We start from the raw sequence: 17,339 nt of genomic DNA, 5'->3' as shown, positions 1-17,339 counted from the left end.
CCATCGCGACACAAGGCCGCTCCTACACAGGTGCCGGGATTACAGCGCGACACAAGGCCGCTCAGGTGCCACGGTTACATCGAGCGTATGGCCACCGGGCCTGCGTTGCTTTCCACAGCCTGCTTCAGGGCCGGGCACAAGCCCAACATGAAGGCCGCTTCTGCCACCACGAACAAAGGCCCGATGATCAGGCCACTGATGTCGTCCACAAACGCCGGTTTTCGGCCTTCGTAATAGTGGCCGACGAACTGGATGATCCAGCCCAGCACGAACGCGCCCACCCCGGCACCGAGCCAAAGCCCGGTAGGCTGCACCGCCAGCACCTGGCCAACCCACAGGCACAAGCCCAGCAACACCCCCATCACCAGCCCGAAGCGCAGGTCCAGGCGCAGGTAGAACCAGACCGAAGCCGCTGCCGCCAGCAGGGCAGGGGACAGCCATATGCCAGCAACCTCCCACCCGGGGCGGGACAGCAGGATGGTGACTGCCAGCACGATCATGGGGATGCCGATGAAGTGGGTGACGATGTTGCGCGGGTCGCGGTGGTAACTGGCGTACTGGCTCAGGTGGTCGACGAGCGTTTTCATTGTTGTGCCTCCCTGGTTTGCCTGGGCTGGTCAAGCTGCCTGTCAGGGCCCTGCGCGGCGGTCACACGCCGCGACAGGCCCGGTACAGGCAACGGGTATAGCTCAGGATAGCCCGCAGCCACCACTATCATCAGCGGGGCGAATGGCAGGGGCGCCCCGCGGGCTTATCCAGCGGGGCCATGGCGCACATTGGCAGGGCTTACAGCAGGTTCAGCGGGTAGCTCACGATCAGGCGGTTCTCGTCGAAGGCGTTGGTGCTGAAGTCACGGCGCATGGTGGAGTTGCGCCATTTCACCGACAGGTCCTTGAAACTGCCCGATTGGATCACGTACGCCAATTCGGTCTCCCGGGCCCATTCCTTGCCATCATCAACGTTGCCGACGGTCACGTTCTCACCCTTGATATAGCGGTTCATCAGGGTCAGGCCGGGAACGCCAACGGTGGCGAAGTTGAAGTCATGGCGCACCTGCCAGGAGCGTTCCTTGGCGTTGTCGAAGCTGGAGTTGTAGCTGTCGTTGGCCAGGGTCCCGCCGCTGGTGCCATTGACTCGCATCCAGGCATCGTCGCCGCTGACCTTTTGCAGGCCCACGTAGAACGTATGGCCCTGGTAGCGCGCCGAGAGCAGCGCCGAGGCGGTACGGTTGTCCAGTTTGCCGGCGCGCTCGGCGCCGTCTTCCTTGCCGATGAAGTAGCCCAGGTTGGCGCCCAGGGTCCAGTCGCCCAGCGGCTGGCTGTGGGTCAGGTTCAGGTATTGTTGGTGGTAGATGTCCTTGAGCTGGGCATCCCACAGGCCAATCATGGTGCGTTTGTCGTTGAAGGTGTATTCGCCGCCACCGAAATTGAACCGGTCGGAGGTGAACGCGCCTTTGCCGTTCATCGACATGTCTTCCATGCTGGCATCGTTGCGCGGGCTGTTGCCGCGGAACTGGCCGGCGTACAGCGTCAGGCCGGCGATTTCCCGGGATGTCAGCTGGCCACCGCGGAAGGTTTGCGGCAGCGAACGGCCGTCGTCCGAACGCAGGATCGGCAGCACCGGCATCCATTCCCCGACTTTCAGTTCGGTTTCGGAAAGCTTGGCCTTCAACGCCACACCCAGGCGGCCAAAATCATCGGCTGGGCGGCCGTCGTCGTGCACGGGTAGCAGGTGGGTGTTGGTGGTGCCTTTGCCACCGTCGAGCTTGACCGAATACAGGCCCAGCACGTCCACGCCGAAACCGATGGTGCCTTGGGTGAAGCCGGAGCGGGCATCCAGAATGAAGCTCTGCGTCCATTCTTCGGCCTTGCCCTGTGGGTTGGCCGGGTCAACGAAGTTACGGTTGATGTAGAAGTTGCGCAGGTTGAGGGTGGCCTTGGCGTCTTCCAGGAAACCGCCTTGGTCGGCAGCGAAGACGGGGAGGGCGCAGGACATGGCCAACAGGCCGGGCAGCAGCTGGCGTGCGGTTTGCGAAGTGCTCATCTGTCGTGGATCTCTTGTTTTTATGGGGCGTTGCGTGGGGGGATGGTGCGGCGTGAGGCGGGGGTGAGGCAATTCGTCGCAAACGGAAGGGGGCGATAATCGAACGGAATGTTCCAGTTGGTTAATTACTGACACATTTTGCAGCAGCCATGAAAAAGGCCCACCGCCAGGGTGGGCCTTGTGCTGTACCGAGCCAGGTCAGCCTTTGGGCGTATCCACCGCGGCTTGCTGGTTGGCTTGGCCAGTGCGCTCGTACCAGCCACCGCCCAGCGCCTTGTACAGGTTGACCTCGCTGGTCAGCTGCGACAGGCGGTCGCCGATCAGCGCCTGCTGGGCACTGAACAGGTTGCGCTGGGCGTCGAGGAAGGTCAGGTTGCTGTCGATACCGATACGGTAGCGGCGCTCGGCCAGGCGATAGTAGTCCTGGTTGGCTTGCACCAGGTCGCGTTGGGCCTGCAATTGCTCTTCGAAGGTCTTGCGCGCTGCCAGGCCATCGGAGACTTCCTGGAAGGCCGTCTGGATGGTCTTTTCGTACTTGGCGACGTTGATGTCCTTCTGGATTTTCGAGTAGTCCAGGCTGGCCTTCAGGCTGCCGGCATTGAAGATCGGCAGGTTGATCTGCGGCTGGAACAGCCAGGTGCCCTGGCCGCCCGAGAACAGGTGGCCCATGTCGGGGCTCAGGCTGCCGGCGTTGGCCGTCAGGCTGATGCTTGGGAAGAACGCTGCGCGGGCGGCGCCGATATTGGCATTGGCGGCCTTGAGCAGGTGTTCGGCTTCCTGGATGTCCGGGCGGCGCTGGAGGATGTCGGACGGCAAGCCGGCCGGTACTTCCGCCAGTTGATCGGCGTCGAGCTCCAGCGGCTTGGGCAGGTTGGCAGGAATGCCGGTGCCCAGCAGCACGGTCAGGCTGTTGACGTCCTGGGCGACCAGGCGCTGGTACTGCGAATACTTGACCCGGGCGCCTTCCACGGCGGTGCGCGCCTGGCTCAAGTCCAGTGCCGAGGCCACGCCCACTTCATTGCTGCGACGGGTGAGGTTATAGCTTTCCTCGTAGGTCTTCAGCGTTTCTTCGGTCAGCTTGAACAGCGCCTGGTCGGCCTGCCAGGTGTAATAGGCGTTGGCCACGCTGGCCACCAGGGCAATTTGCGTGGACCGCCGTGCCTGTTCGCTGGACAGGTAGGTTTCCAGGGCTTGCTCGGTCAGGCTGCGTACCCGGCCGAACAGGTCCAGTTCATAGGCGCTGACACCCAGCGTGGCCGAGTATTGGCTGGTGATGCTGGACTCACCGGTTTGCGACATGTTCGCCGGTACCCGCTGGCGGCTGCCGCTGGCATTGGCGGAAACCGCCGGGAACAGGTCGGCCCGCTGAATGCGATACTGCGCGCGGTACGCGTCGAGGTTCAACGCGGCAACACGCAGGTCGCGGTTGTTGACCAGCGAAGTCTGGATCAGCTGCTGCAGTGCCGGGTCACGGAAGAACTGGCGCCAGCCCTGTTCGGCAGCGGCGACGTCTGCCGACTGCGTGGGGGAATATGCAGGGCCTTGCGGCCACTGCGCAGCCACCGGCGATTCCGGGGTCTGGTAGTCAGGGATCAGCGAGCAGCCGCCCAGAATGAAAGCGGTTACCGCCAGGGACAACAAAGACTTGGTCATTGCCCAGCCTCATAACGTGGAGTTTCAGGGGTGGCGTCTTTTTCCGGCTTTTTGCTGCCGAACAGCGACGACACTGCGACGAAGAATAGCGGTACCCAGAAGATTGCCAGCACGGTCGCGCTGATCATGCCGCCGATCACGCCGGTGCCGATGGCGTGCTGGCTGCCGGCGCCCGCGCCGCTGGCGATGGTCAACGGTACCACGCCAAGGATGAATGCCAGCGAGGTCATGATGATCGGGCGCAGACGCATGCGGCAGGCTTCGATCGCGGCGTCGTACAGGCTGCGACCCTGCTCGTGCAGTTCCTTGGCGAACTCGACGATCAGAATGGCGTTTTTCGCCGCCAGGCCGATGGTGGTCAACAGGCCGACCAGGAAGTACACGTCGTTGGACAGGCCGCGCAGGCTGGTGGCGATCAGTGCACCGATGATACCCAGCGGTACCACCAGCACCACGGCGATCGGAATCGACCAGCTTTCATACAGCGCTGCCAGGCACAGGAACACGAACAGTACCGAGAGGGCGAACAGTGCCGGCATCTGCGAGCCGGAGAGTTTTTCCTCGTAGGACATGCCGGTCCAGGAGAAGCCCACACCGCTAGGCAGTTCGCCGGCAATACGCTCGACCTCGGCCATGGCTTCACCGGTGCTGTAGCCAGGCGCCGGGGCACCGAGAATCTCCATGGCCTCCACACCGTTGTAACGCGACAGCTTGGGTGAACCGTAGCTCCACTCACCCTTGGCGAAGGAGGAGAACGGCACCATCTCGCCAGCGCCATTGCGCACGTACCACTTCTGCAGGTCTTCAGGGCTCATCCGCGCGTTGGCTTCGCCCTGGATGTACACCTTCTTGACCCGGCCACGGTCGATGAAGTCGTTGACGTAGCTGGCACCCAGGGCGATGGACAGGGTGTTGTTGATGTCGGCAATGGTCACGCCCAGGGCGCTGGCACGCTCGTCATCGATGGTCAGCTGGTACTGCGGCTCGTCGTTCAGGCCGTTCGGGCGTACGCCACTGAGCACTTTGCTCTGCGACGCCTTGGCCAGGAACTCGTTGCGCGCTTCCATCAGCTTGGCGTGGCCGACACCACCGCGGTCCTGCAGGAACACGTCGAAACCGGTGGCGTTACCCAGTTCCAGCACCGCCGGTGGGGCAAACGCGAACACCATGGCATCGCGGAAGGTGAAGAAGTGCTGCTGGGCGCGTTGCGCCAGGGCGAACACGCTGTTTTCCTGGGACCGTTCACCCCATGGCTTGAGCATGATGAATGCCATGCCCGAGCTTTGCCCACGGCCGGCGAAGTTGAAGCCGTTGACGGTGAATACCGACGACACGGTGTCGGCTTCATCCTTGAGCAGGTATTCACGCATCTGGTCGACCACCACCTGGGTGCGCTCGGCACTGGAGCCGGCCGGGGTCTGCACCTGGGCGAACAGCACGCCCTGGTCTTCCTCGGGCAGGAACGCGGTAGGGATGCGGGCGAACAGCCAGATCATGCCAACCACGATCAGTGCATAGGCCAGCAGGAACGGCACCTTGTTGCGCAGGATGGCACCCACGCTGCGCTCGTAGCCGTTGACGCTGCGGTCGAAGTTGCGGTTGAACCAGCCGAAGAAGCCACCTTTGGCGGTGTGGTGCTCGCCCTTTTTCAGCGGCTTGAGCATGGTCGCGCACAGGGCAGGGGTGAAGATCAGCGCCACCAGCACCGACAGCCCCATGGCCGAAACGATGGTGATGGAGAACTGCCGGTAGATTACGCCGGTGGAGCCACTGAAGAACGCCATGGGCAGCAGAACCGCCGACAGCACCAGGGCGATACCCACCAGGGCCCCCTGGATCTGCTCCATGGAGCGCTTGGTCGCCTCCTTGGGCGGCAGGCCGTCTTCGGACATGACCCGCTCGACGTTCTCCACCACGACGATGGCGTCGTCCACCAGCAAACCGATGGCCAGTACCATGGCGAACATGGTCAGGGTGTTGATGCTGAAACCCGCAGCGGCAAGGATGCCGAAGGTACCCAGCAACACCACCGGCACGGTCATGGTGGTGATGATGGTGGCGCGGAAGTTCTGCAGGAACAGGTACATCACCAGGAACACCAGCACCACGGCTTCGATCAGCGTATGGATTACGCCACTGATCGACTCGGTGACCACCGGCGTGGTGTCATACGGGAATACCGCTTTCACCCCAGGCGGGAAGAAGGGTTCCAGGTCGCTGATGGTCTGGCGCAGCGCCTTGGCCGTGTCCAGGGCGTTGGCCCCGGTTGCCAGCTTCACGGCCAGACCGGAGGCCGGCTTGCCGTTGAACTGGGCGCTGATGGCATAGTTTTCACCGCCCAGGCCAACCTCGGCGACATCCCCCAGGCGCACCTGGGAACCGTCGTTGTTGACCTTGAGCAGGATCTTCTCGAACTGCTCGGCGGTCTGCAGGCGGGTCTTGCCGATGATGGTCGCGTTCAGCTGGGTACCCGGCATGGCCGGCAGGCCGCCAAGCTGGCCGGAGGACACCTGCACGTTCTGCGCAGCCACGGCGTTCTTGACGTCGACCGGGGTCAGCTGAAACTTGTTCAGCTTGGCCGGGTCGAGCCAGATGCGCATGGCGTACTGTGCACCGAACACCTGGAAGTCGCCCACACCGGCAGTACGCGAGATCGGGTCCTGCATGTTGGAGACGATGTAGTTGGCCAGGTCGTCCTTGGTCATGCTGCCGTCTTCGGACACCAGGCCGATCACCATCAGGAAGTTCTTCACTGCCTTGGTAACACGGATACCTTGCTGCTGCACTTCCTGCGGCAGCAGCGGGGTGGCCAGGTTCAGCTTGTTCTGCACCTGCACCTGCGCGGTGTCGGGGTTGGTGCCTTGCTCGAAGGTGGCGGTAATGGTCATGCTGCCGTCGGAGTTGCTTTCCGACGACACATAACGCAGGTTGTCGATACCGTTGAGCTGCTGCTCGATCACCTGGACCACGGTGTCCTGCACGGTCTGCGCCGAAGCGCCCGGGTAGGTCACGGCGATGGCGATGGCCGGCGGCGCGATGCTGGGGTACTGGTTGATCGGCAGCTTCAGGATCGACAAGGCCCCGACCAGCATGATCACCAAGGCGATCACCCAGGCGAAGATCGGGCGATCGATAAAGAACTTCGACATGGTTTACTCCGCTTTGGCGTCTGCTTTCGCCGCGTTGGCCTGATCAGGGCTGCCCGGCTTCTTGACGTTGGTGGCTTCGCTGACCTTGACCTCGACGCCAGGGCGCACGTACTGCAGGCCTTCGGTGATCAGGCGGTCACCCGGGTTGAGGCCTTCTTCGATCAGCCAGTCGCTGCCCAGGGTTCGGTTAGCCTTGAGCTGACGCAGTTCGACCTTGTTGTCCTTGTTCACCACCAGCGCGGTTGGCGCACCTTTCAGGTCGCGGGTAACGCCCTGTTGCGGGGCCAGAATGGCGTTGGCGTTGACCCCAGCCTTCAACCGCGCATGCACGAACATACCGGGCAGCAGGGTGTGGTCTGGGTTGGGGAACAGCGCACGCAGGGTCACCGAGCCGGTGGTCTCGTCGACTGCGACTTCCGAGAATTCCAGGCGGCCTTCCTGCTTGAACAGGCTGCCGTCTTCGAGCACCAGCTGTACCGAGGCGGCGTTGTCGCCAGCCTTCTGCAACTGGCCGCTTTCCAGGTCGCGGCGCAGCTTGAGCAGCTCGGCAGTGGACTGGGTAACGTCGACGTAGATCGGGTCGAGTTGCTGGATGGTGGCCATGGCGTTGGTCTGGCCGTTGTTCACCAGCGCACCTTCGGTGACCGCTGAGCGGCCGATACGCCCGCTGATAGGGGCCAGCACCTTGGTGTAGCGCAGGTCGATCTGTGCACTTTTCAGCGATGCTTCTGCTTGCAACCGTTTGGCATTGGCGTCGTCGTATTCCTGCTTCGACACGGCCTGCTCGTCGATCAGTTGCTTGTAACGCTCGGCCAGCGAGCGGGTAGCTTGCAGGTTGGCCTGGGCGTTACCCAGCGCTGCCTCGTACACGGCAGGGTCGATCTGGTAGAGCTGCTGGCCTTCCTTGACGTCGCTGCCTTCCTTGAACAGGCGCTTGAGAATGATGCCATTGACCTGCGGGCGCACTTCGGCAATGCGGTAGGCACTGGTGCGCCCCGGCAATTCCGAGGTCAGGGTGAAAGGTTGTGGCTGGATGGTTACGACGCCGACCTGAGGAGCCTGCGCCGCTGGCGCTGCTTCTTCTTTCTTACAGCCACTGAGCAGTGTTGCCAGGGCGACGGCGGAAACCAGAGCGGTAACGGCTGGCTTGAATTGCATGAGGATCCTCGGGTCGCAGGAGCAGGTAGACGCTCAAGAATAATGGAAGAGTCGAGATCTGGAGAAATTTGCTATCCGGTAGATAAATAGCTTGCTAAGGAATATACTTACATTCATGGTTGTTTGTAAATACCGCTTGGTCGTACCCAGGTACCGCCACAGCCCGTGATTAGCCCCGCCGCGAGGCGCCCTGCAGAGGTGCCCGCGTAATGTTCCCCCGTGCGCAGCGCGCGTTCGGGCCCGATGAGGTTGTACTGCCATGGTCCGTCGAACCAAAGAGGAAGCCCAGGAAACCCGCGCCCAGATCATCGAGGCAGCGGAGAAGGCCTTCTACAAGCGCGGGGTTGCGCGAACCACGCTGGCCGACATCGCCGAGTTGGCGGGGGTGACCCGCGGGGCGATCTACTGGCACTTCAACAACAAGGCCGAACTGGTGCAGGCGTTGCTCGACAGCCTGCATGAAACCCATGACCATTTGGCGCGCGCGAGCGAAAGCGAGGACGAAGTCGACCCGCTGGGCTGCATGCGCAAGCTGCTGTTGCAAGTGTTCAACGAGCTGGTGCTCGATGCCCGAACCCGGCGTATCAATGAGATCCTGCATCACAAGTGCGAGTTCACCGATGACATGTGTGAGATTCGCCAGCAGCGCCAGGCCGCAGTGCTGGATTGCCACAGGGGCATTACCCTGGCACTGGCCAATGCCGTGCGCCGGGGCCAGTTGCCGGGCGAGCTGGATGTCGAGCGCGCGGCGGTGGCCCTGTTTGCCTATGTCGATGGCCTGATCGGGCGCTGGCTGTTGTTGCCGGACAGCATTGACCTGTTGGCGGATGTCGACAAATGGGTCGACACCGGGCTGGATATGCTGCGCTTGAGCCCGGCGCTGCGCAAATGACTCTTTGTTAAGGATTGTGAGGGAGTGTTTCCGCTTTGTATTAAGGGACGATTAATGCATTGCGTTCCCTCAGCCAGGCACCGTGCCTGCACCATGGCCAGGTGCTCAACGGCCGCGCAGTTGCCGGTCCGGTAACGCCACCGCCGCGATCAGCCCTAGCACCGCGACCACGGCGCTGCCCAGCAACAGCTGGCGGAATGTCTGCAACAACCGCCCTTGGGTCGCCACGTCCACCTCGCCCGCCTTCAAGCTCCCCAGCAACGGGTTACCGAGCAATTCGAAACCGCCTTGGTGCAGCAGTGCCAGCAACAGGCTGGACATGCATGCCACGCCCATGGCCCCGCCCAGCGAGCGGAACAGGTTGGTGGTACTGGTGGCGACGCCGATGTCCTGGCTGGCCACCGCGCTTTGCGTGGCTACCAGCGAGGTCGGGAACTGCAGGCCACAGGCTATCCCGGTCAACAGCATGAACAGTGCGCTGGGCAACGCCGACTGCGGCGAGGTGAAGGCCATGCCGACGATGGCCAGCGGCATCAATATTGCGCCGGCAAGGATCTGCGGTTTGTAGCGCCCGGTGAGGCTGGTCATGCGCCCACCGGTGAACGCCCCCATGGGCAGCCCCATCACCAGCGGGAGTAGATGCAGGGCGGCGCTGTCGGCCCCTGCACCGGTGATGCCTTGGTAGCGCAAGGGCATGAGCATGGTCAGGGAAATGGACTGGAAGCTGGCGAAGAAGATCACCCCCCAACACAGCACGGCTACCCGATTGCCGAACAGGCCAAGTGGCAGCAACGGTTCTGCGCAGCGGCTTTCGTGGGCAATGAACAAGCCCAGGCCCATCACGGCGCAGGCGAACAATGCCAGCACGGCCGGGTCGCCCCAGCCATGGCCCTGACCGACCAGGGTAATGCCCAGCAGCAGGCTGCCCAGGCCGAGAATCAACAGTACAGCGCCAAGGTAGTCGACCTGGGCCTGGCGGCGTTGTACCGGCATGCCCGCCAAGGCTCGCTGAATCGACCACAAGGCCAGCAGCCCCAGCGGCAGGTTGATCCAGAACACGCCGCGCCATGACAGGTATTCGGTCAACCAACCGCCCAGCACGGGCCCGGCGACACTGGCCACGGCATACATGCTGCTGAAGTAGCCCTGATAACGGCCACGCTCGCGGGGCGGCACGAAGTCACCGATGATCGCCTGGCTGACCGAGACCATGCCACCTGCGCCGATACCTTGCAGTACCCGGGCCAGCACCAGTTGCTGCATGTCCTGGGCCAGCGCGCAGGCGATCGAGGCCAGGGTGAACAGGCTGATGCCGGTCAGGATCATGCGCCGTCGGCCATACAGGTCGCCCAGTTTGCCGTAGATGGGCACGGCGATGGTCATGGCGACCATGTAGCCGGAAATGACCCAGGCCAGCAGGCCGACGTCGTTGAACTGGGCCGAGATGGCTGGCAGCGAGACGGCGACAATGGTCTGGTCCAGGGCGCCGAGAAAGATCGCCAGCATCAGGGCGGTGAGCACGTTGCGCAGGGTGTTGGGGGGCAGGGCGGCGGTCACGGGGGTACCTTGGTTATCGGTTTTGGCATCTTCGCGGGCATGCCGCTCCCACCGGTAAAGCTCAGGCTCGAGCATGAGCCGTATCTGTGGGAGCGGGCGGGCCCGCGAACAGACCCTCGAATTGTAACCCGAGTTAGGTAGCTTCCTATGTACTAACTGCATCCCCTATGCCGAATCGGCATTGGCGTATTCATCCAGTGCAGCATGGCCGCGTGATATCGTTGGTATGCCACAGGGGCCGAATGCCGCGGCTTGCACCAGCTTGGTGCAACATTATGCCGCAGGTTTCACGGGCCCCTGTCTCCCACACCTTTTATTCCTCTGCCTGCATGCCGAGCATGACCGCCCACATGGCGACGGTTGGAACAGGTCAGGTAGACCCGATTGCAGGGGTCGGTAGTTACCGTTCAAAATTTGCACATAATTGCGGAGTGATCATGCCCAAGGCTTCCCATCAAGATCTGCGTTTTGCCTTCCGCGAGCTGCTCGCTTCAGGTTCCTGTTACCACACCGCCTCGGTGTTCGATCCGATGTCGGCACGCATTGCGGCTGACCTGGGGTTCGAGGTCGGTATCCTCGGCGGCTCGGTCGCCTCGTTGCAGGTGCTGGCTGCGCCGGACTTTGCTTTGATCACCCTCAGTGAGTTCGTCGAGCAGGCCACCCGGATTGGCCGCGTGGCGCAGTTGCCGGTGCTGGCCGACGCCGACCATGGCTATGGCAACGCACTGAACGTGATGCGCACGGTGATCGAGCTGGAGCGCGCCGGGGTGGCTGCCCTGACCATCGAGGACACCCTGCTGCCAGCCCAGTTCGGGCGCAAGTCCACCGACCTGATCCCGGTTGATGAGGGCGTTGGCAAGATCCGGGCGGCATTGGAGGCCCGGGTCGATTCGTCGTTGTCGATCATCGCCCGTACCAATGCTGGCGTGCTCACCACCGAAGAAATCATCGTGCGTACCCAGAGCTACCAGAAGGCCGGTGCCGATGGTATCTGCATGGTGGGCGTAAAGGACTTCGAGCAGCTCGAAAAGATCGCCGAGCACCTGACCGTGCCGCTGATGCTGGTCACCTATGGCAACCCGAACCTGCATGACGACGAGCGCCTGGCACGCCTGGGCGTGCGCATAGCCGTCGATGGCCACGCGGCGTACTTTGCTGCAATCAAAGCCACCTACGACTGCTTGCGGCTGCAGCGCGGCAAGCAGAACAAGTCGGACAACCTCAGCGCCACCGAACTCTCGCACACCTACACCCAGCCCGAGGACTACATCCGCTGGGCCAAGGAGTACATGAGCGTCGAGGAGTGACCGGCAGGGCGCCGTCAACTCAACGGACGGCGCTCAAGGTACGGCGACAGATGGGACCAAGGCGCATAGCCATGCCGGCTGGCCGGCGATGAGGCCATCATGCCCATGACAGATCGCGGTCCCACTCTGGGTCGTCCTTGAACCGCTCCACCAGAAAATCCAGCATGCTGCGCAAGGTGGCCGGCATGTGCTTGCGCGAGGTGTACACCGCATTCAGGTTCAGCTCGCGCGGCCTGGCGTGTGCCAGCAGCCGCACCAGTTCACCTTTGCGCAGGGCGTCGGCGGCCTGGTAGGTCGGCAACATGGCGATGCCGGCCCCAGCCAGTGCCGCCTTCTGCAAGGTCATTGCCTCATTGGCGCTGATGTTGCCGGCCACCGGCACGCTCACCTGCTGGCCGGCCACGTCGAAGTGCCACAGGCTATGGCCGAAGTAGGCATGGGTCAGGCAGTTGTGCCGGCTCAGTTCCTCGACCTGTTGCGGGGTGCCATGCTCGTGCAGATAGGCGGGTGCCGCACAGACCACCGACCGGCACACGCTCAGGCGCCTGGCAATCAGGTTGGGGTCCAGGTCGTTGCTGGTGCGGATGGCCAGGTCGATACGCTCGTCCACCAGGTTGACGGTGCGGTCGAGCATCTGCAGATCAACCTTCACGCCGGGGTAACGCTGTACATAAGCCGCGATGGCATCCACCAGTTGGGCCTGGCCGAACGAGGTGCTGACGCTGATGCGCAATGCCCCCTTGGGGGCATCGTCCGGCTGTTGTACTGCGGCCTGCAGGTCACCGGCCAGGTCCAGCAATTGCCGGCAACGGGGCAGGGTTTCCTGGCCGGCGGCCGTCAGGCTGAGCTTGCGTGTGGTGCGTTGCATCAGGCGTGCACCCACCCAGTCTTCCAGCTCGGCCAGGTAACGCGATACGACCGGCCGCGACAGTTGCAGGTGATCCGCCGCCGCTGACTGGCTGCCCAGGTCGACAACGGTGACAAAGACGCGCATGGCGTTCAGACGGTCCATGACTTGCTCGCTTTCAGAAACAAACTATGTCCAAGCATCGCATTTTTTGTTACGGATCGGGCAACTAAGCTGTGGGTCATCGATCTAGCGGAAGGCTTACCCAATGTCCCTGTTCACCCCTCTGCGTGGCCTGTTGCTGGCCTGCGTCACCCTCGCTGGTCCGGCCATGGCCGCCGAGCCTTTGCACCTGGAAGTCTACAACCCCGGCCACGACGCTATTTTCCCGGTGAGCTCGGTAATCGTCAGTGGCGAGCACGATGCGGTGCTGGTCGATGCCCAGTTCGGCAAGGCCCAGGCCGAGCAACTGGTGCAACGCCTGCGGGCGGGTGGCAAGCACCTGACCAGCATCTACATCAGCCACGGTGACCCGGATTACTACTTTGGCCTGGATACCGTGACCCAGGCGTTCCCCGACGCCAAGGTGCTGGCTTCGGCTGCCACCGTTGCGCACATCCGCCAGACCATGGAGGCCAAGCTGGCCTACTGGGGGCCGCAGATGGGGGCCGACAAACCGGCGCGGCTGGTGCTGCCTCAGGTGCTCGAAAGCGACCGCCTGACCCTGGAGGGGCAAGCCCTGGAAGTGGTCGGCCTGGACGGCCCTCAGCCTGACCGCAGTTTCGTCTGGATCCCTTCGATCAAGGCCGTGGTCGGCGGTGTCGTGGTAGCCGAGCACATTCATGTGTGGATGGCGGATACGCAAACGCCCAAGTCCCATGCCGACTGGCTGAGCACCCTGGCGCGCATCGAAGCGCTGGCGCCGCGCACGGTCGTCCCGGGCCACTACCTGGGCGATAGCAGCCGTTCGTTGGAGGCCGTGCGTTTCACGGCCAACTACATTCGCGATTTCGACAGCGAGGCCGCCAAGGCGAAAGATGCCGACGCGCTGATCAAGGCGATGAAGCAGCGTTACCCGGGCCTGGCCGATGAAAGCTCGCTGGAGCTGGGGGCCAAGGTCGCCAAGGGCGAAATGAAGTGGTAATTCCGTTCAGTTGATGGAGCGTATGACATGAGCAAGATTGCAATCATCGGCGCCACCGGTCGTGCTGGCAGCCAGTTGCTGGAAGAGGCCCTGCGCCGTGGCCATAACGTGGTGGCGATTGCCCGCGACCCGTCGCAGCTGCAGGGGCGTGACGGGGTGACCATCAAGGCGCTGGATGCCAAGGACGGCACAGCCCTGGAGGCAGCAGTGACAGGTGTGGATGCAGTACTGAGTGCAGCGCACTTCTCCACCATCGAGCCGCAGGCGATCATCGAGCCGGTCAAGCGTGCCGGGGTCAAACGCCTGCTGGTGGTTGGCGGTGCCGCCAGCCTGTTGCTGCCGTCGGGGCAGCGGGTGATCGACAGCCCGGATTTCCCGGAGGCCTACAGGGCCGAGGCCACGGGCGGTGTGCGTTTTCTGGAGGCGTTGCAGGGCGAGCAGGACCTGGATTGGACCTTCCTCTCACCGTCGGCGGAGTTTGTTGAAGGCGAGCGCAGCGGGCACTACACGCTGGGCAAGGACCATCTGCTGATCGGTGCGGATGGCAAGAGCTGGATCACCTTTGCCGACTATGCGATTGCCATGCTGGATGAGCTGGAGAAACCGCAGCATTCGCGGCAGCGGTTCACGGTCGGGTATTGAGTCGCCTGCTTCGCGGGCTCGCCCGCTCCCACAGGTAGTGCACAGGTTTCAAATTATGTGCGCTACCCGTGGGAGCGGGCGAGCCCGCGAACAGGCCTTCACAGGCTGGCCTGGCCCTCCAGCCAGTCCAGCAACTCCAGCAACCCCGCCGGCAGGTTCCTGGCCTGGCTCACCAGGTAGTAGCCCTTACCGGTCCGCACCTTCAGCGCAAACGGCATGCAAAGCCGCCCGCTACGCAAGTCATCGCCAATCAGCGACCAATCACCGATAGCCACGCCTGTCCCCTGCGACGCCATGGCCATGGCCATGTCCAGCGTTTCGAAGTGCTGCTTCGGCCCCTGCGCAGTCAGCGTTACCCCAGCCGCCTGCAGCCATAACCGCCAATCATGCTCATCCCGCGAGGGGTGCAGCAACATGTGCCGCGCCAGGTCTTCAACCTGCTGCAAGGGCAGCGGCCCCTCACGCAAAGACGGTGCGCACACCGGCGTCAGTTGCTCATCGAACAGCTTGCGCACCAGCAGCCCGTGGTTCGGTGCCTCGCCATAGACCACCGCGGCATCAAAGCCCTCGCGGCGCAAATCTACGCCATGCTGAACGGTCGTGGTCAGTTCCACCGGTACATCCGGGCGCAGTGCCTGCCATTCCATCAGGCGCGGCAGCAGCCAGCGCATCACGCATGTGGGGGCCTTCAACTGCAGGGTCGTGCTGTGCTCTCCCACCTCACGCACCCCTTGTTCGATCAGCGCAAACACCTGTTGCACCCGTGGCAGCCAGTCCTGGCCTTCACGGGTCAGGCTCAAACCGCGGGCCTGGCGCTGGAACAGGGCATAACCCAAGTGCTGCTCCAGGGCGGCGATCTGCCGGCTGACAGCGCCCTGGGTGATGTGCAACTGCTGCCCCGCGCGGGTGAAATTGCAGCACTGGGCGGTGATCAGGAAGGTATGCAAGGCGGGTAGGGGCGGGAGGCGTTTCATCGCAATAAGCCATGACTTCAGGACATGGCTAGTATGTGTTTTTTTGCATTGTGGCGATAGCCGTGGCTTGGGTCCAATAAGCGCATAACCCAACAAGATCGATGGTGAACCCCGATGGCAACCTGCGGCGAAGTGCTGGTCAAACTCCTTGAAGGCTATGGCGTGGACCATGTCTTCGGCATCCCCGGCGTGCATACGGTGGAGCTGTACCGAGGCCTGGCGGGCTCGTCCATTCGCCATATCACCCCGCGCCACGAGCAGGGCGCCGGGTTCATGGCTGACGGCTATGCGCGCACCCGTGGCAAACCCGGGGTGTGCTTCATCATTACCGGCCCGGGCATGACCAACATCGCCACCGCCATGGGCCAGGCCTATGCCGATTCGATTCCGATGCTGGTGATCTCCAGCGTGCAGTCGCGTGACCAGTTGGGCGGTGGCCGTGGCAAGCTGCACGAGTTGCCTGACCAGGCGGCGCTGGTGGCGGGTGTCGCGGCGTTTTCGCACACCCTGATGAATGCAGCCGACCTGCCACAGGTATTGGCGCGGGCCTTCGCGGTATTCGACAGCGCCCGGCCGCGCCCGGTGCATATCGAAATACCGCTGGATGTGCTGGTTCAGCCCGCCGACCAACTGTTGCCAGGCCGCCCGGTACGGGGTAACCGGGCAGGGGCTGCACCGCAGGCCGTGGCGCAGATGGCTGAACGCCTGGCAAGCGCGCGGCGGCCATTGATCCTCGCCGGTGGCGGTGCCTTGGCAGCAGGTGCTGCGTTGGCCCGCCTGGCCGAGCACCTGCAGGCACCGGTAGCCCTGACCATCAATGCCAAGGGCTTGCTGCCATCCAGCCACCCGCTGCAGATTGGCTCGACCCAGTCGCTACCGGCTACGCGGGCGCTGGTGGCCGAGGCCGACGTGGTGCTGGCGATCGGTACCGAACTGGCCGAAACCGATTATGACGTGACCTTCAAAGGCGGTTTCGACATCCCGGGGAGCCTGCTGCGCATCGACATCGACCCGGACCAGACCGTGCGCAACTACCTGCCGGAACTGGCACTGGTGGCCGATGCCGAACTGGCTGCCGAAGCGCTGCTGGCGGCCTTGCAGGCGCAGCCGCAGTTGGTACACGACAGCAACTGGGGGCGGGCTCGCGTGACCAGGCTGCGGGACGCCTTGGCAGCCGGCTGGGACCAGCCGACCCTGAGCCAGACACGCTTGTTGACGGCCATCGTGCAGCGCCTGCCCGGTGTTGTGTTGGTGGGCGATTCTACCCAGCCGGTCTACACCGGCAACCTGACCTTGGACATGGACCAGCCGCGCCGCTGGTTCAACGCCTCGACGGGCTACGGCACCCTGGGCTATGCCTTGCCGGCGGCCATGGGTGCCTGGTTGGGCAGTGCCGAGCACGCTGCTGAACGGGCGCCAGTGGTGTGCCTGATTGGCGATGGCGGCCTGCAATTCACGCTGCCGGAGTTGGCCAGTGCCGTGGAGGCGCAGGTGCCGTTGATCGTGCTGCTGTGGAATAACCAGGGCTACGAAGAGATCAAGAAGTACATGCTCAACCGGGCGATCGAGCCGGTCGGGGTGGATATCCATACCCCAGACTTCATCGGCGTGGCGCGGGCGTTAGGGGCCGCAGCGCAGAGCGTGGCGGATGTGGCGCAGTTGCAGGCGGCGCTGGGGCAGGCGGTGGAGCGCAAGGGGCCGACATTGATCCAGGTAGACCAGCACCAGTGGCAGGGCACGGTTGTCGGTTGAACATTGAGTCTTGGGTTGCTGGTGCTGGCCCTATCGCTGGCAAGCCAGCTCCCACAAATGGACTGCCCCCAAGAAGTTGGACACCAATCCAATTTCTTGGGGGCAGTCCACCCTGTGGGAGATTCTATGGTTCCTGGCAAGGGTAGCCGGAGCATCTTCAGCGCCTGTGAGATCGAGCGCCGCCCGCGCGGCGCTCGCTCTAACAGGCGCTGCCATACCTT

General features: G+C 63.4%; 13 protein-coding genes. 5 read left to right on the top strand and 8 right to left on the bottom strand.

The window, feature by feature from the left end; genetic code table 11:
• Window positions 1-74: 74 nt before the first annotated feature.
• The 5 genes from GYA94_RS23765 to ttgA form a co-directional block, all read right to left on the bottom strand.
• Window positions 75-587, bottom strand: coding sequence for an Mpo1 family 2-hydroxy fatty acid dioxygenase (locus GYA94_RS23765; RefSeq protein ID WP_054914179.1), 513 nt, complete (start codon window positions 585-587; stop codon window positions 75-77).
• Window positions 588-786: 199 nt separating this feature from the next.
• Window positions 787-2,043 (bottom strand): OprD family porin, encoded by a 1,257-nt coding sequence (locus tag GYA94_RS23760; protein ID WP_110675692.1) that lies wholly within the window; start codon window positions 2,041-2,043, stop codon window positions 787-789.
• Between the two features lie 198 nt (window positions 2,044-2,241).
• On the bottom strand, window positions 2,242-3,696 hold the full coding sequence (locus GYA94_RS23755) for an AdeC/AdeK/OprM family multidrug efflux complex outer membrane factor (protein WP_054912198.1): 1,455 nt from the start codon (window positions 3,694-3,696) through the stop codon (window positions 2,242-2,244).
• Complete coding sequence (ttgB, locus tag GYA94_RS23750) at window positions 3,693-6,845, bottom strand: multidrug efflux RND transporter permease subunit TtgB (protein ID WP_029887533.1); 3,153 nt, start codon at window positions 6,843-6,845, stop codon at window positions 3,693-3,695. The genes GYA94_RS23755 and ttgB overlap by 4 nt, the downstream gene beginning before the upstream one ends.
• Window positions 6,846-6,848: 3 nt before the next feature.
• A complete protein-coding gene (gene ttgA, locus GYA94_RS23745; RefSeq protein WP_009685610.1) occupies window positions 6,849-8,003 on the bottom strand; it encodes a toluene efflux RND transporter periplasmic adaptor subunit TtgA in 1,155 nt (384 codons plus the stop codon).
• Between the two features lie 259 nt (window positions 8,004-8,262).
• Here ttgA and ttgR point away from each other — a divergent pair, with 259 nt between their 5' ends.
• Entirely contained in the window at window positions 8,263-8,895 is a 633-nt protein-coding gene (gene ttgR, locus GYA94_RS23740) for an efflux transport transcriptional regulator TtgR (protein ID WP_054912197.1), read from the top strand.
• Window positions 8,896-9,000: 105 nt separating this feature from the next.
• On the opposite strand, the gene GYA94_RS23735 is transcribed toward ttgR, so the two are convergent.
• Complete coding sequence (locus tag GYA94_RS23735) at window positions 9,001-10,452, bottom strand: MDR family MFS transporter (protein ID WP_161893217.1); 1,452 nt, start codon at window positions 10,450-10,452, stop codon at window positions 9,001-9,003.
• Between the two features lie 437 nt (window positions 10,453-10,889).
• Between GYA94_RS23735 and GYA94_RS23730 the strand changes: the two genes are divergently transcribed.
• A complete protein-coding gene (locus GYA94_RS23730) occupies window positions 10,890-11,759 on the top strand; it encodes an isocitrate lyase/PEP mutase family protein (protein WP_009685607.1) in 870 nt (289 codons plus the stop codon).
• Between the two features lie 97 nt (window positions 11,760-11,856).
• Here GYA94_RS23730 and GYA94_RS23725 read toward each other — a convergent pair whose 3' ends face one another.
• Entirely contained in the window at window positions 11,857-12,771 is a 915-nt protein-coding gene (locus tag GYA94_RS23725; RefSeq protein ID WP_110675693.1) for a LysR family transcriptional regulator, read from the bottom strand.
• A 103-nt stretch (window positions 12,772-12,874) separates the two neighbouring features.
• On the opposite strand from GYA94_RS23725, the gene GYA94_RS23720 reads away from it, so the two are divergent.
• Together GYA94_RS23720 and GYA94_RS23715 are read left to right on the top strand one after the other, a co-directional pair.
• The gene (locus GYA94_RS23720; RefSeq protein ID WP_161893216.1) at window positions 12,875-13,750 is read left to right on the top strand and encodes an MBL fold metallo-hydrolase; all 876 of its coding nucleotides are present in this window, start codon (window positions 12,875-12,877) and stop codon (window positions 13,748-13,750) included.
• Between the two features lie 27 nt (window positions 13,751-13,777).
• On the top strand, window positions 13,778-14,392 hold the full coding sequence (locus GYA94_RS23715; RefSeq protein WP_110675698.1) for an NAD(P)-dependent oxidoreductase: 615 nt from the start codon (window positions 13,778-13,780) through the stop codon (window positions 14,390-14,392).
• A gap of 98 nt (window positions 14,393-14,490) precedes the next feature.
• Here GYA94_RS23715 and GYA94_RS23710 read toward each other — a convergent pair whose 3' ends face one another.
• The gene (locus GYA94_RS23710; RefSeq protein ID WP_161893215.1) at window positions 14,491-15,366 is read right to left on the bottom strand and encodes a LysR substrate-binding domain-containing protein; all 876 of its coding nucleotides are present in this window, start codon (window positions 15,364-15,366) and stop codon (window positions 14,491-14,493) included.
• A 114-nt stretch (window positions 15,367-15,480) separates the two neighbouring features.
• Here GYA94_RS23710 and GYA94_RS23705 point away from each other — a divergent pair, with 114 nt between their 5' ends.
• The gene (locus tag GYA94_RS23705) at window positions 15,481-17,118 is read left to right on the top strand and encodes a 5-guanidino-2-oxopentanoate decarboxylase (RefSeq protein ID WP_161893214.1); all 1,638 of its coding nucleotides are present in this window, start codon (window positions 15,481-15,483) and stop codon (window positions 17,116-17,118) included.
• Window positions 17,119-17,339 lie beyond the last annotated feature (221 nt).

The sequence above is a fragment of the Pseudomonas juntendi genome, assembly GCF_009932375.1.
In the GTDB taxonomy this organism is placed as follows: domain Bacteria; phylum Pseudomonadota; class Gammaproteobacteria; order Pseudomonadales; family Pseudomonadaceae; genus Aquipseudomonas; species Aquipseudomonas juntendi.
Note: the sequence above shows the minus strand (reverse complement) of the source record. Positions and strands in the feature narration are given on the sequence as shown.